The organism is Paraburkholderia aromaticivorans (genome assembly GCF_002278075.1).
Lineage (GTDB): Bacteria > Pseudomonadota > Gammaproteobacteria > Burkholderiales > Burkholderiaceae > Paraburkholderia > Paraburkholderia aromaticivorans.
The window spans coordinates 3075665-3090485 of record NZ_CP022989.1; the positions used below are offsets into that span (position 1 = coordinate 3075665).

At 62.4% G+C, this 14821-nt stretch carries 12 protein-coding genes; 8 read left to right on the top strand and 4 right to left on the bottom strand.

Translation table 11 applies throughout. From position 1 onward, the window contains the following. Window positions 1-24 precede the first annotated feature (24 nt). The 3 genes from CJU94_RS14065 to CJU94_RS14075 all read left to right on the top strand — a co-directional run bounded on the left by CJU94_RS14065 (window position 25) and on the right by CJU94_RS14075 (window position 4563). A complete protein-coding gene (locus CJU94_RS14065) occupies window positions 25-1296 on the top strand; it encodes a YeaH/YhbH family protein (protein WP_091793773.1) in 1272 nt (423 codons plus the stop codon). After that, the gene (locus CJU94_RS14070; protein WP_095419201.1) at window positions 1293-3023 is read left to right on the top strand and encodes a SpoVR family protein; all 1731 of its coding nucleotides are present in this window, start codon (window positions 1293-1295) and stop codon (window positions 3021-3023) included. Before CJU94_RS14065 ends, CJU94_RS14070 begins: the two co-directional genes overlap by 4 nt. A gap of 235 nt (window positions 3024-3258) precedes the next feature. Further along, window positions 3259-4563, top strand: a complete 1305-nt coding sequence (locus tag CJU94_RS14075) for an MFS family transporter (protein ID WP_095419202.1) — start codon at window positions 3259-3261, stop codon at window positions 4561-4563. Window positions 4564-4687: 124 nt separating this feature from the next. On the opposite strand, the gene CJU94_RS14080 is transcribed toward CJU94_RS14075, so the two are convergent. The 3 genes from CJU94_RS14080 to CJU94_RS14090 all read right to left on the bottom strand — a co-directional run bounded on the left by CJU94_RS14080 (window position 4688) and on the right by CJU94_RS14090 (window position 6540). Next, on the bottom strand, window positions 4688-4909 hold the full coding sequence (locus CJU94_RS14080) for a hypothetical protein (RefSeq protein ID WP_095419203.1): 222 nt from the start codon (window positions 4907-4909) through the stop codon (window positions 4688-4690). A gap of 156 nt (window positions 4910-5065) precedes the next feature. Next, entirely contained in the window at window positions 5066-6148 is a 1083-nt protein-coding gene (locus tag CJU94_RS14085) for a glycosyltransferase family 2 protein (protein WP_095419204.1), read from the bottom strand. Between the two features lie 212 nt (window positions 6149-6360). After that, window positions 6361-6540, bottom strand: a complete 180-nt coding sequence (locus CJU94_RS14090; RefSeq protein ID WP_177204973.1) for a hypothetical protein — start codon at window positions 6538-6540, stop codon at window positions 6361-6363. 604 nt (window positions 6541-7144) lie between these two features. Between CJU94_RS14090 and CJU94_RS14095 the strand changes: the two genes are divergently transcribed. The 5 genes from CJU94_RS14095 to CJU94_RS14115 all read left to right on the top strand — a co-directional run bounded on the left by CJU94_RS14095 (window position 7145) and on the right by CJU94_RS14115 (window position 12550). After that, window positions 7145-8176, top strand: a complete 1032-nt coding sequence (locus CJU94_RS14095) for an ABC transporter substrate-binding protein (RefSeq protein ID WP_095419205.1) — start codon at window positions 7145-7147, stop codon at window positions 8174-8176. A 67-nt stretch (window positions 8177-8243) separates the two neighbouring features. Next, window positions 8244-9290 (top strand): aromatic ring-hydroxylating oxygenase subunit alpha, encoded by a 1047-nt coding sequence (locus CJU94_RS14100; protein ID WP_095419206.1) that lies wholly within the window; start codon window positions 8244-8246, stop codon window positions 9288-9290. Window positions 9291-9292: 2 nt separating this feature from the next. Then, window positions 9293-10126: an ABC transporter ATP-binding protein gene (locus tag CJU94_RS14105; RefSeq protein WP_095419207.1), complete on the top strand. Its 834-nt coding sequence runs from the start codon at window positions 9293-9295 to the stop codon at window positions 10124-10126. A gap of 164 nt (window positions 10127-10290) precedes the next feature. Beyond that, a complete protein-coding gene (locus tag CJU94_RS14110) occupies window positions 10291-11049 on the top strand; it encodes an ABC transporter permease (RefSeq protein WP_095420356.1) in 759 nt (252 codons plus the stop codon). A gap of 43 nt (window positions 11050-11092) precedes the next feature. After that, window positions 11093-12550 (top strand): isoxanthopterin deaminase, encoded by a 1458-nt coding sequence (locus CJU94_RS14115; protein ID WP_095419208.1) that lies wholly within the window; start codon window positions 11093-11095, stop codon window positions 12548-12550. Between the two features lie 86 nt (window positions 12551-12636). Here the strand turns inward: CJU94_RS14115 and CJU94_RS14120 are convergent, their stop codons facing one another. Next, complete coding sequence (locus CJU94_RS14120; protein ID WP_244220833.1) at window positions 12637-14634, bottom strand: GumC domain-containing protein; 1998 nt, start codon at window positions 14632-14634, stop codon at window positions 12637-12639. Window positions 14635-14821 lie beyond the last annotated feature (187 nt).

The following is a 14821-nucleotide window of genomic DNA, read 5'->3' on the forward strand; positions in this document are numbered from 1 at the left end:
GCTGCATGGGATCGGAGACCGGGCGTGCTTCATCAAATCATCGACCGCAGGTTGGCAGGCAAGAACAAGAGCATTGCGAATCGCGAACGCTTTTTGCGTCGCGTTAAGAACTATATTCGTCGCGCCGTTTCGGAAGCCGTGCGCGATCGCAGCATCAAGGATATTCAGAACACCCAGAGCATCACCATTCCGCGCAAGGACATCGCGGAACCGTCGTTCCGGCATGGCCCCGGCGGCAAGCGGGAAATGGTGCATCCGGGCAATGCCGACTACATTCGTGGCGACAAGATCCAGCGCCCGCAAGGCGGCGGTGGTGGAGGCGGGGGCAACCAGGCCAGCAATGAAGGCGAGGGTCAGGACGACTTCGTGTTCGAGCTGAGCCGCGAAGAATTCATGCAGTATTTCTTCGACGATCTCGAACTGCCGCGTCTCGTCAAAACCCATCTGATGGCCGTGCCCACGTGGAAGAGCATCCGCGCGGGCTGGGCCGCCGAAGGCACGCCGAACAACATCGACGTGGTTCGTTCGCTGCGCAGCGCACTTGGCCGCCGCATTGCGCTCGGTGCGCCGCTCGTCAACCAGTTGCACGAGATGGAACGGCAACTGGAGGTGATGAAAGCCGATCCCGACGATCGTCGCGACGAGATCAAATTGCTCGAAGAGGAAATTCACCATTTGCGTGGGCGCATCTGGCGGATTCCGTTTATCGATCCGTTCGATTTGCGCTATGTGAACCGCGTGAAGCAGCCCACGCCGTCCAGCCAGGCGGTGATGTTTTGTCTGATGGATGTGTCCGGTTCCATGGACGAGCAGCGCAAGGATCTCGCCAAGCGCTTCTTCATTCTGCTGTATCTGTTTCTCAAGCGTAACTACGAGAAGATCGAAGTGGTGTTCATTCGCCACCATACGCGCGCCGAGGAAGTCGACGAAGACACCTTCTTCCACTCGACCGAAAGCGGCGGCACGGTCGTGTCGAGCGCGCTGGAGCTGATGCAGAAGGTAATGGACGAGCGCTATTCGCCGACTGAATGGAATATTTACGGCGCTCAGGCTTCGGACGGCGACAACTGGACCGACGACTCGCCAAAGTGCCGCAAGATTCTCTCTGATGACATCCTGGAGAAGGTGCGCTATTTTGCGTATATTCAGGTGACGCCGGAAGAGCAGAACTTGTGGCTGGAATATGCGCAATTAGCCCTGAGCCAGCCGCACATGGCGATGAAGAAGGTCGAGACCGCGGCTGACATTTATCCGGTGTTTCGTGAATTGTTTGAAAAGCAGGCGGCTAATTCATGACGAACAAGCCCCCGCACAACGAAGCGCGCGGCGAGCCAGAGAACGGCGCGCCGGAGCGCGGGAAAGGCGTGCCGCAGCAGCAACAGTCGGGGCATGCCGAGGCGAAGGCGGACGATACGGGAGCCGCCACGGCCGGAGCAGTCGACACTGCTGCAGCACGGGGACACACCGGAACGCCCACCGAGGGGCAAAGGGAAGTCCGTATGAACGTAGCCGATAGACGGCCTCTGCCGTGCCCGTCCGACTGGACCTTCGAATTGATCGAAGAGTACGACTCGCATATTGCCCGTGTTGCAGAGCAATATGAACTCGACGTGTATCCGATCCAGCTCGAACTCATCAGCGCCGAACAGATGATGGATGCGTACGCGTCCGTCGGCATGCCGGTGAACTACCGTCACTGGTCGTTCGGCAAACACTTTCTCTCTACCGAAAAGAGCTACCGTCGCGGGCAGATGGGCCTCGCGTACGAGATCGTCATCAATTCGAACCCCTGCATCGCGTATCTGATGGAAGAGAACACGATGACGATGCAGGCGCTCGTCATCGCCCACGCGGCCTATGGGCACAACTCGTTTTTCAAGGGCAACTATCTATTCCGGCTGTGGACGGATGCGCACGCGATCATCGACTACCTCGTCTACGCGAAGAACTACATCGCGGAGTGCGAGGAGCGCTTCGGGCTCGACCGGGTCGAAGAACTGCTCGATTCGTGCCACGCGTTGATGAACTACGGCGTGGATCGCTACAAACGTCCGCAAAAGCTCTCGCTGGAAAAGGAGTTCGCGGCGCGCCGCGAACGCGAGGCTTATCTGCAGTCGCAGGTCAACGAACTGTGGCGTACCCTGCCGACCCGGCATACGCCGCTGCCGGAGGAAATCGAGGAGCGCTATCCGCCCGAGCCGCAGGAAAATCTGCTGTATTTCGCGGAGAAGAACGCGCCGTTGCTGGAGCCGTGGGAGCGGGAAGTGATCCGCATCGTGCGCAAGGTCGGGCAGTATTTCTATCCGCAACGGCAAACCCAGGTGATGAACGAGGGGTGGGCGACGTTCTGGCACTACACGTTGCTCAACACCATGTACAACCAGGGCAAGCTGGAAGACGGCTTCATGATGGAGTTTCTCCATTCGCACAGCAATGTGGTCTACCAGCCGCCGGTCACCAAGCCATACTACAGCGGCATCAATCCGTACGCGCTCGGCTTTTCGATGATGAGCGACATTCGCCGGATCTGCGAAGCGCCCACGGAAGAGGACCGCAAGTGGTTCCCGGAACTCGCGGGCAGCCCGTGGCTACCGGCCATGCACTACGCGATGCGCAACTTCAAGGACGAGAGTTTTGTCGCGCAGTATCTGTCGCCGCATCTGATCCGCGAAATGCGCCTCTTCTCGGTGCTCGACGACGACATGCGCGACGCGCTCGAAGTCTCGGCGATTCACGACGACAGCGGTTATCAGTACGTGCGCCAGGCGTTGTCGCGGCAGTACGACATGCATCATCGCGAGCCGAACATTCAGGTGTGGGCGGTAAATACGCGCGGCGACCGGAGTTTGACGCTACGGCATTTCATGAGCGACAACCGGCATCTTTCCGGTGACAGTGACGAAGTGCTCAAGCATATGGCGCGCCTGTGGCAATTCGACGTCTACCTGGAAAGCGTCGATGAGAACGGCACGGTTCGCAAGCGTTACGAGTGCCGCTATGTACCGCCGGCGGTGAGGGTGTGACGCCGTCCTGAAGCTGCGGTCGTTTGGACATTAGCGTGATCTGTGAGAAGCCCCTGCCAATCGTGCGACTGGCAGGGGCTTTTTTATCGCGGCCTGACAAACCACCATCTTTCCCTTGCACTTCTGTAAAATTCGCGCACGTGCGAAGCATGCCGCCACGGCATCTCGGCTCGCGCGTTGTGAAGACGGCGCCACGACCGTTACCTCCGTTCAAAGACAAGGAAAGAGAACAAGCATGACCGACCTAACCGACCAAACCGTGGCTTCGGCTCACGACACACGGCGCCGCATCTTCGCGATCGTTGGCGCTTCATCGGGCAATCTCGTCGAGTGGTTCGACTTTTACGTGTATTCGTTCTGCGCGCTGTACTTCGCGCCGGCGTTCTTCCCGAGCGGCAATCCGACCACGCAGTTGCTCAACACCGCCGGCGTGTTCGCGGCCGGCTTCCTGATGCGTCCGATCGGCGGCTGGTTCTTCGGCCGTCTCGCCGACAAGCACGGCCGCCGCAGGGCGATGATGGTGTCGGTGTTCATGATGTGCGGCGGCTCGCTGGTGATCGCGCTCTTGCCCACCTACGCGCAGATCGGCGCGCTCGCGCCGGCGCTGCTGCTGGTTGCGCGGCTGTTCCAGGGGTTGTCGGTGGGTGGCGAATACGGCACCAGCGCGACCTATATGAGTGAAGTCGCGCTCAAGGGGCGGCGCGGCTTTTTTGCGTCGTTCCAGTATGTCACGCTGATCGGCGGCCAGTTGTGCGCACTGCTCGTGCTGGTGGTGCTGCAACAAACGCTCTCCACCGAAGAGCTGAAGGCGTGGGGCTGGCGCGTGCCGTTCGTGATCGGCGCGCTGGCGGCCTTGATCGCGCTGTATCTGCGTAAATCGCTCGACGAAACCACCACGGCCGAGACGCGTCATCGCAAGGAAGCGGGCACGTTGCGCGGTCTGTGGGTGCATAAAGGCGCGTTCATGACCGTGCTCGGCTTCACGGCCGGCGGCTCGCTGATTTTCTACACGTTCACGACGTACATGCAGAAGTACCTGGTCAACACGGCAGGCATGCATGCCAAGACGGCCAGCAACGTGATGACCGCGGCGCTGTTCGTGTATATGGTAATGCAGCCGGCGTTCGGTGCATTGTCGGACCGCATCGGCCGCCGCCGTTCGATGCTGTTCTTCGGCTTTTTCGCGACCATCGGCACGGTGCCGTTGCTGCATGCGCTGAAAGACGTGACGAGCCCGTATGCGGCATTTGGCCTGGTGGTGCTGGCGCTCGCCATTGTGAGCTTCTACACGTCGATCAGCGGTCTGATCAAGGCGGAAATGTTCCCACCGGAAGTGCGCGCGCTGGGCGTGGGGTTGTCGTATGCGGTGGCCAATGCGATCTTCGGCGGCTCGGCGGAGTATGTCGCGCTGTGGTTGAAGTCGGTCGGCAGCGAGTCCGCGTTCTACTGGTACGTCACTGCGCTCTGCGCGATTGCCGGCATCGTCTCGCTGCGTATGCGCGATCCGTCGAAAGAAGGGTATTTGCGTCACGAGCCTTGAGGCTTCAAGGCACCATTACGCACGACCGCAGCGGTTCGCGAGCGGCGCTCCAGGGAGGCCCGGAGCGCCGTTTTCGCGGCCTTAACGCTTTGAGCGGAAGGCGTATCGACCGCACGGCACACGCTCACGCCACGATGATCTCGGTGCCCAACGCGTGCAGCAGATCGCGCAGCGCTTCGGCCTGCGCCATTTTCGCGCCGCTGCGCAAGTGAATCTGCAGCGCCCGCCCGGTGATTCCGTCGACGGGTTGCGCGAGCCACAACTCCACTGCGAGCCCCAATCCTTCAGGCTGGTTGACAACGACCGGTTCGATCACACGCGGCTTGAAACAGGCACTGTCGGACATGGCGTATCGCCTCAGGTCTGGTGATGGATCACACCTATCCTAGTCAGCGTGTTGCGTGAGACCAAGCAACAAATACGCGTTTGCTTAGCAGCGGATGCTTAGCAGAAAACCCGCTTATTGCCCTCGCGCTGACCGGCGTTCAGCGCCGGCGCCGCGTTACACCGGCTCCGAATGATCGCTCGCGAACTCCGGGACCAACTCCTTGACGACGGCGGCCGGATCCACGCCCACCGCAGGCGCCGTAGCCACCGCAGCGACCGCGGCCGCCGCCACGGCCTGCTGGCGCGCGCTCAACGCGCCACGCGCGAGCATCAGAAGATGGTAGTAAAGCCGCGCGTTCAGCCCATAGCGGTACGCGAACAGATGGGCGAAGGCGACCTTGAGTCCGGCGAGCGCCTGACGGTTCTTCGCGTGAGCCGACACCACGATCGGCGCGAGACGGCGCAACGCCAATCTGCGTGACGGCTCGAGTTGCGCCGGCAGCTTCAATGCCTTGACGTACGCATACGCGCAGAGCGTCGCCGCGGCCGTCGTGCCGCGCGTGCTGTGCGAGATCGAGCTTGCCGTCTTGCGATACACGGACACGTAGTCGTGCAGGTAGAAGACCTCGCGCGCCGCGAGACACAGCTCGGTGCCGAACACGAAGTCGCAGCACACGCCGTACGTGTCTTTGTAGCCGATCCGCTTCACGAGTTCGGCGTTGGCCATCCAGCCGTTGTTCGGGAACATCTGAATGAGCCCGGTTCTACCCGGCAGGGATTGCAGGCCCTCGGCATCCTTCGAGCGTCGAAACGCGGCGTTCAGCTTCGCGCTCGCCGCGAAATCGATGGCGCCGCCATGGTCGGCTTCATACTGATCGCCGAATGCCACTTCGAGTCGCGGATGCAGCGTCCATAACGACACGAGTTTTTCGACGCCGTCCGTGGTGAGCAGGTCGTCGTCGTGGATCAGCAGAATCTTGTCGCCGCTCGCGCGCCTGAACAGGTTCGCGACATTGCGCGCCTGGCCGAGTGAAGGCTGATTCCTCATATAGCGCACGCGTGGCTCGCGTGCATAACGCGTTGTGATCAACCGCTCCGTGCGCCTGTCCGCCGAGTCGTCGCCGATCAGGATTTCCAGATTGCCGTAGCTTTGCGTCAGGCACGAGTCGATGCACGTCACGAGCAGATCAGGGCGGTCGCAAGTGGGCAGACAGATGGAAACCTTGGGGTGGGTGGAGGGGGTCGAAGTGATGGACATAAGCGTCGCCTTTGTTATCTGTTGAGGGGCGGCAGCTGGTCCGCTTGACGCACACGTCGCTGCAAGCAGAAAAATAGTCCATCACACCAAAAAAATAATCGGTAAAAATAAGGAAGAAATGTTTGCCGTATGAAAGCGCGCTGAAGGGGAATATTTATGCGGCTTCGCTGAAAAAAAGCAGCAAAGCCGCTCGCCCTCCAACACGCACGATTTCAACTAACCGAGGGTTCTCCCTCGCCGGGTTTTTTGCCCGGACGGTCTGCGGGCGACTGATTGCGGCCCTCGTCGTCGCGTTCGGGCAGCTTGCTTTTCTCGTTGTCGCTGTGTACGACCGGCTGCGGATGTTCCATGTCAGCCGGTTTCTGATCGCCACGCACTTTCGTTTCGCTCATGTTTCTCTCCTGATTGGATGACATGTTCCATGCAGCAAGCGGCAGGCCCGGCTCGCGATCCGGCGCGTCATTAGCGAAGCATTCGCGCCGTATCTGCACCTGGACAGTGCCGGCGCGCATTGCCCGAGTGCAGTCGTACGCCAGTGCGACGCGGAGGCCGCTGACGCATTGCGCCTGAACGCCCACTGCACGCGTGGCATGCTGCTTCGCAGCAGCTGGCACAACATTCGCTTAAAGGAAAATCAGAGTAGAAGCGGCTAGCGAGCCGGCATGTCCATGCCGGTCACCGTGGGGCATTGCTCTTGGGGCGCATCGTGCGCCCACGTCGAAGCAATTCGGCGTTTGAACGGAACTGTCCGGTTCCGCCAACAAGGAGCGTGCGATGCAGTTGCCCCAAATGTTCACCCGATTGTCGTGCATCACCGCAATCACACGCGGCGAGTTGCGTTCGCTTGTGCGTTCGCTTTTGCGTTCATCCATACCCACGCGTCGTATCGATCGAGCATGCGCGCAGCGTGGCAGTCACATCGCCCGTTCCTTCTACGGCATCCGGCCTTGCCTTCTCACGATCCCAACTCTTCCCACATTCACACGGAGTTCAGTCATGCGCGTGTTGCATCTTCTCTCCCGCATTGCAGTGTCCGCTCGTTCAATCGCGGCCCGTGCCGCTAGCGCCGCCGTCCTGGCCGGCGCTGCGCTTGGCGTATTCGTTGCGCCGCCGGCTCACGCCGACGACCACGTCAGCCTGCTGACGAGCTGGTATGCGCAAGCCGAGCACGGCGGTTTCTATCAGGCCGTCGCGACCGGCATCTACAAGAAATACGGGCTCGACGTCACGATCAAAATGGGCGGTCCGCAGGTCAACGGCATGCAATTGCTGGCCGGCGGGCAGGCGGACTTTCTGCTCGGCTACGACTTCCAGGTGCTCTCCAGCGTGGAAGCCGGCATTCCTGTCACCACCGTGGCCGCCGCGTTCCAGTACGACCCGCAAGGCATGATGACCCACGCCGACGTGACCAGTCTCGCCGGCCTGAAGAACAAGACGATCCTCGTCGCCGGTTCGGGCCGCACGACGTGGTGGCCGTGGCTGAAGGCGAAGTACGGCTACACCGAGGCTCAAGCGCGTCCGTACACCTTCAACCTGCAACCGTTCTTTGCCGATCCGAACGTGGCGATGCAGGCGTATCCGTCGTCGGAAACGTTCCAGGCGGAGCAGGCTCATGCGAACGCGCACTTCTTCCTGTTCGCCGATGACGGCTATCCGCCGTACAACTCGACCATCGTCACGATGCGCGACACGATGAAAAACAAGCCGGACGTCGTGGCGCGTTTCGTGAAGGCGTCGATGGAAGGGTGGAAGAGCTATCTGAACGATCCCGCACCAGGCAATGCGTTGATCAAGAAAGACAACCCGCAGATGAGCGACGCCCAACTCGCCTACGGCGTGGCGCAACTGAAGAAACTCAAGCTCGTAACCGGCGGCGATGCGGCCGCGCAAGGCATCGGCACGATGAGCGACGCGCGCTGGAAAAAGACCTTCGATTACATGGTCGACGCGAAACTGCTCAAGCCCGCTACCGACTATCACGCGGCCTACACGCTGCAATTCATTCAGAACGCGAAGGTGATGCCTTGAGGCCCGCCCTCCACGCAGACATCGCACCTCGCCCCGACGCCTGAACGCCTGAAAGAAGGAGCATCACATGCTGGTCACCCGTCAAAACGTCCTGCGCCGCTTCTGGTACGCCATCATGCCGATGGCGCAACTCGACGCCGGACCGCAGCCCTTCACCTTGCTCGGCGAGCCGATCGTGTTATGGAAAGGCGCGGGCGGCAAGCCGCACGCGTTGCGCGATCGTTGCTGCCATCGCACGGCGAAACTGTCGAAGGGATTCGTCGATAGCGACGGCAATATCGCCTGCGGCTATCACGGCTGGACCTACGACTGCTCGGGCCAATGCGTGAAAATTCCGCAGAACGGCGGCGGCGCGATTCCGTCGCGCGCCGTGGTGCCGTCATATCGCTGCGAAGAACGCTACGGCTACGCGTGGGTCGCGCTAGAGGACCCGTTGCAGCCCATCCCCGAGTTTCCCGAAGACGGTGCGCCCGGCTATCGCCGCATCCTGCAGTTTTACGAGCGTTGGGAAACGAGTCCGCTGCGCATGATGGAAAACTCGTTCGACAACTCGCATTTCAGCTTTGTGCATAAAGGCAACTTCGGCCTGTTCGACAATCCGAAACCGTCGAAGTACGAATTCCGTCCGCACGATTGGGGCTTCGAAGCCGAGACGCATGTGCCCGTGCGCAATCCGCCGGCGAGCTACCGCATCACCGGCACGACCGAGGAAGTCACCGAGCGGCATCTGATCAACCGCTGGTTCATGCCGTTCGCGCGGCGCTTTGGCTGCGTGTATCCGGTGAGCGGCATCCATCACATTATCTACAACTGCGCGACGCCGATCGACGACCGCACGCTGATGCTGTCGCAATGGCTCTATCGCAACGACACCGAAGACGCGTGTTCGACGCAGGAACTGATCGACTGGGATCGCCCGATCACCGACGAAGACCGCGACATTCTCGAAGCCACCGACTACGACGCGTGCATCGACGTGCGGCGTCAGCAGGAGTGCCATATGGAATCGGATCAGCCCGGCTTGCTGATGCGCCGCATGCTGCTCAAGCTGCTGAACGATCATGGCGAGTCCGAAGTATTTCGCGAAGTATTGCCCATTCACGTGGAGGAATGATCATGGCGGCGACTCAAGCCCTTATCGCTGACGTGGCCGCGCCGTCGCTCTCGGTGCAGCGCGTCGACAAGCGCTATGCGAACGGCACGATCGCACTGCAGGACGTGCGCCTCGCCATCGAACCCGGCGAGTTCGTTTCGCTGCTCGGCCCGTCGGGTTGCGGCAAAAGCACGCTGCTGAAAATGTTTGCCGGCATCGAAACGCCCACGCACGGCCATCTGCGCTGGTGGGGGCAAGCGTTCGAGACGGTCGGCTCGCCGGGGCGGCGCATGTCGATGGTGTTTCAGGAGGCGACGCTGATGCCGTGGGCCACGGTCGCCGACAACGTGCGCTTGCCGCTCGATCTCGCGCATGTGCCGCGCCGCGAAGCCGACGCGCGCGTGGCCGCCGCGCTCGACGGCGTGGGGCTCGCGAAATTCGGCCACGTGCTGCCGCGTGAATTGTCGGGCGGCATGCAGATGCGCGCGTCGCTGGCGCGCGCGCTCGTGACCGAGCCGGATCTGCTGCTGCTCGACGAGCCGTTCGGCGCGCTCGACGAATTCACCCGCAACTGCCTCGACAGCGATTTGCGCGCGTTGTGGCAGCGGCGCGGCATGACGGTGGTGTTCGTCACGCACAGCATTTACGAGGCGGTGTATCTGTCGAGCCGCGTGGTCGTGATGCAGGCGCGGCCGGGCCGCATCATCGCCGAAGTGCCGATCGAAGGTCCGCTCGAACGCGACGACGCCTATCGCGTCAGCGAGCCGTTCATGCAGCATTGCAAGACGCTCTCGGAGTTGATTGCCGATGCGCATCGCGCGTCGTTGGCGAACGAAGAAACAGGAGTGCAATCATGACGGGCGAAGTGCTTGCGGGTCATTCGGGCAAGTCGGGACGCGGGGCGGCTGCCGCGTCGTCGACAGCGGCGGCTGCAGCGCAGGGCGCAGGGCAGCGTGCGAAATCCGCCGCGAGGCCGGCTATCAGTTCCCAGCGGCAGCCATGGTTGCAACGCCCCGGCGTGATGAAGGCGCTCGCGCCGTGGATGGTCGGCGTCGTGGTGCTGGCGTGCTGGCAAGCCTGGTGCGTGGTGATGAAGGTGCCGGCGTATCTGGTGCCGTCGCCGGCGGCGATCGTGAGCGAGCTGGTGCAGGACGCGCCGCTGCTGTTCGGCAGCCTGCTTGCGACCCTGAAGATCACGCTGTTGGCGTTCGCGCTGGCCACGGTGCTGGGCGTCGTCATCGCGTTGCTGTTCGTGCAGAGTCCACTGATCGAGGCGAGCCTCTTTCCCTACGCGATCCTGTTGCAGGTCACGCCGGTCGTGGCGATCGCGCCGTTGATCATCATCTGGGTCAAGGACATGAACGTCGCGCTGGTCTTGTGCGCGACGCTGGTGGCGTTGTTCCCGATCATCTCGAACACGGTGCTCGGCTTGCGCAGCGTGAACCCCGGCTTGATCAACCTCTTCAGGATCAATCGGGCGACCCGCTGGCAGACGTTGGTGCGTTTGCGGATTCCGAGCGCGTTGCCGTATTTCTTCGGCGGCCTGCGCATTTCGAGCGGGTTGTCGCTGATCGGCGCGGTGGTGGCGGAGTTCGTCGCCGGTACGGGCGGCAGCGGCGCGGGGCTCGCCTATCAGATCTTGCAGGCGGGTTTTCAGCTGAATATTCCGCGTCTGTTCGCGGCGCTACTGCTGATCACCGTGACGGGCGTGGTGCTGTTCGCCATCACGGCGTGGGTGTCGCGCGCGGGTTTGCGCGGCTGGCACGACAGCCAGCTTTGAACGACGCGGTCTCGAACTCAGCTTCACACTCTCGCTCGAACTCATGACGACACACGATACGACACACCACACGACACCTGGCACGCTGATCCGCAACGCGGCGGCGATCATGACCGGCGGCCGCGGATCGGCCGACGATCCCGCGCGCGTGAGCGGTCCTGACATTCGCATTGTCGGCGACACGATCGACGCGATCGGCGCGCTCACCCCGCGGCCGGGCGAGACGATCGTCGACGCCACCGATTGCGTCGTCTATCCGGCATGGGTCAACACGCATCATCACCTGTTCCAGTCGCTGCTCAAGGGCGACACGGCGGGACTGGACGCCACGCTCACGCCGTGGCTCGCCGCGACGCCGTATCGCTTCCGGGCGCTCTTCGACGAGCGGCGCTTCCGGCTCGCGGCGCGCATCGGCCTGATCGAACTGGCGCGCTCGGGCTGCGCGACGGTGGCCGACCACAACTACGTGTACTACCCGAACATGCCGTTCGACAGTTCGGCGATTCTCTTCGAAGAGGCCGGGAAGCTCGGCTTGCGTTTCGTGTTGCTGCGCGGCGGCGCGACGCAAACGCGCCAGCTCGAGGCCGAACTGCCGACCGCGTTGCGCCCTGAAACACTCGACGCCTACATTGCCGATATCGAACGGCTCGCCGCCCGTTTCCACGACGCGTCGCCGCGCGCGATGCAGCGTGTCGTGATGGCGCCGACCACCGTGCTGTATTCGATCTCGCCTGCCGAAATGCGCGCGACGGCGGCGGTGGCGCGCCGCCTCGGTCTGCGTCTGCATAGCCATCTCTCGGAGACGGTGGGCTACCAGGACAGCGCGCATGCAATGTACCGGCAATCGCCGGTTGCATTTTGCGGCGAGCACAACTGGCTAGGCAGCGACGTCTGGTACGCGCATCTCGTCAAGGTCGATGCCGACGAGATCGCGCTGCTGGCGCAAACCGGCACGGGCGTCGCCCATTGTCCGCAGAGCAACGGGCGCCTCGGCAGCGGCATTTGTCCGGTGCGCGAAATGGCCGATGCGGGCGTGCCGGTGTCGATCGGCGTCGACGGCGCGGCGTCGAACGAAGCGGCCGACATGATCTCCGAAGTGCACATGACATGGCTCGCGCAACGCGCGCGCCGCGGCATGCTCGCGCAACCCACGTTTCGCGGCGGGAATTTCGAAGGCGGCGCGAACGCCGCGAGTGTGGCCGATGTGATTCACTGGGGCACGGCGGGTGGCGCGCGGATCATGGGCCTCGACGAAGTCGGCAGGATTGCGGTGGGTTTCGCCGCGGATCTCGCGGTATATCGGCTCGACGACCCGCGCTATTTCGGCTTGCACGATCCGGCGATCGGGCCGGTGGCGTCGGGCGGCAGGCCATCGCTCGCGGCGCTGTTTTCTGCTGGAAAGCGCGTGGTGGCCGATGACCGGATCGACGGTGTCGATCTCAAGGAACTGGCGCGCGAGGCGAGGGCGGCTGTGCGGGAGTTGCTGGAGGAGGTGGTGTGAGGCAACACCGCCGACAGCGCGGTGAAACGCGGGCCTGTCGGCGGGGCAGCCGATGCGGCCAGTGCTGCCGCATCGGCTGCCGCTGACTAGTGCAGCAACTGGCTCAATTCAAACTGCGCTACCCCTATTCGCATCTGAAGTTGTCTTTCCATTTCCTGGTATTGCCGCCGCTGGTCGTTAAGTTGCCGGATTTGGGGGAGTAGAGTCTTCAACTCCCTTCTCAGTCTCGCCATATCGTCGTTGAAGCGGATGACCTCCGCTTTAATGGATTCCCTTCGATCAATGAGGTCGCGGATGCGCATCTCCGTTTGCGCGTCGCGAGGCTGCCCTGTGCTTTCGAGTTGTTGAAGCTGGGCGCTCAGGTTGGCGCTCTCCTGCTCTGTCTGAGTTTTCCGCTGCAACAGATTCGCCTTCCGTTGTTCCGTCGTTGTTTGAAGCCCCCGTATCTCCTCAAGCCTTCGCCCGGTCGACACCAGATCCTGCGTGACGGTGTGCAGTTGCGTTCGCAAGTGATCCATTGTCTGTTGTGCCTGCTGGATCTGGTAGGCCTTCTGCTCGTCGCCCACGGCAGTGGTTCGTTCTCTGAACTCGTTTCCGCCGCCTCGCAGGCCGACAGCGTCATGCGGCTTCCAGCTGCCGTCCGGCTGACGCTCGACCGGAACGCCCGGCTCGGCCGGTTTGTCCCGTTGCACGACGCGCCACGTCTGGTTGGCCGTGTCGTAGCGCACCGGATAGCTCTGGCCGTGATCCTGGATGTACCTCTGCCCCGTTGCATCGATCAGGACGCCGGCCTGCGCCGGGTCAGACTGCAACGTGCCTGAAGGCTGTGCCGCGTAGCGCGATGGCAGCACGGGCGTATCCGGCGTGTGTTGATGGTCGGATCCGGTGGGGCTCGGGTCTTTCGCCTCGCTGCCGCTGCCCGCGAAATTGCGCTCGAACATGTCCACCGAACCGGCGGGCAGCGACGACGAAGGGTGCTCGCCGACGCCGGCGAGGTGTTCCCCTTCGGGTCCCAGACCGCCGAGCAACAGGCCGCCGATTGCCGTTCCGGCGTCGATCAGACCCACCTGTCCACGGCTCAATCCGCCATGATCGGGAAATTCGGCATCGAGCAACCTGGTGGCCAGCCAGTCCGCGCCCGGGATCGGCGACAGGTCGGCGAACACGCGGCCAATGCCGTAGAGAATCTTGTCAGCAAGGCCGGGAACATCCTCGCGCAGCATCTCGCGGTTTTTCTGGTCGATGTCCTTGAGCGCGCCGCCGTAGTTCTTCGCGAGATTGTTGACGTAGTCCTTGTCGGGTGCAGGTGGATTTTTCGCGGCGTCCTCGTAGGTCTGCGGCCTGCCAACGTGGCTCAGGCCCTCTCCGGGCTTGTCCATGGTCGTCAGCGCCTGGTCCTGCAAGGCCTGCATGCGACGATGTATCGACGAGTCTGGATCCGTCATGCCCTGCTGGAACGTCAGCAGATCTTGCGCGACCTGCTCAGGCGGGCGCTGACGCACCGATGATGAGGCGCGCTCCTGGCTCGAATAGCCGTCGTCGGAAAGCAGCTTCTCCATTACCGACTGGTACGGGAAGGTCTTCGCATAGGCGGGCTTGCGCGTATTGTCATCCCAGTCGGGATCGTCTGAGGTTTTCGGCAGTTGGATTTTGTCAGGCTTGTACTGTTGCGCCGCGTCGAGAATGTCGTTCACGCGGGCGGCCGATTCGTTCCATGATTTCTGAGTCGCCGCGTAGATGTCGCCAGCCTTGTTGAGGATATCGCGCTGCATGTCAGTCTTGATCTTGACGGCCTGCGCGAAGCTGGCCTCGCGTTGCTGCGCTGTCGCGGCCGGTGCGCTGAATGCGCTGTACTGGCCGCGCAATTGCTGCAAGCGTTGAGTGCCGGCGTCGCCGAGCAGCCCGGCGCCAGTCGGCATATTGAACACGGCATTCATGCGTTTGAGCGGATCGGCGCGAGTCTGCTTCAGCTGGGAAATCACGTCTGCTTTAAGTTGCTGGATATCGGCGTCACGTTGGGCGTCCGGTTCGCCGATCACGGCTTTCGCCCGCGCGGCGAAGCCCTCACGGGTTTCCTCGTCCATCTGCGCCGTAGCGGCCGCGAGACCCTCCAGACGCATCCGCGCGTTAGCGAAGCCTCGCGGGTAGCCGGTCATCAGCAGGTTCGTCGTCGATTCCTGAGCTTGCGTTACTTTCGTGTCGTTTGCGTAGTTGATCGATTGGTTGCCACCGTCATACTTGTTCAGCATGGTTTGGGCGAATTCGGCCGGC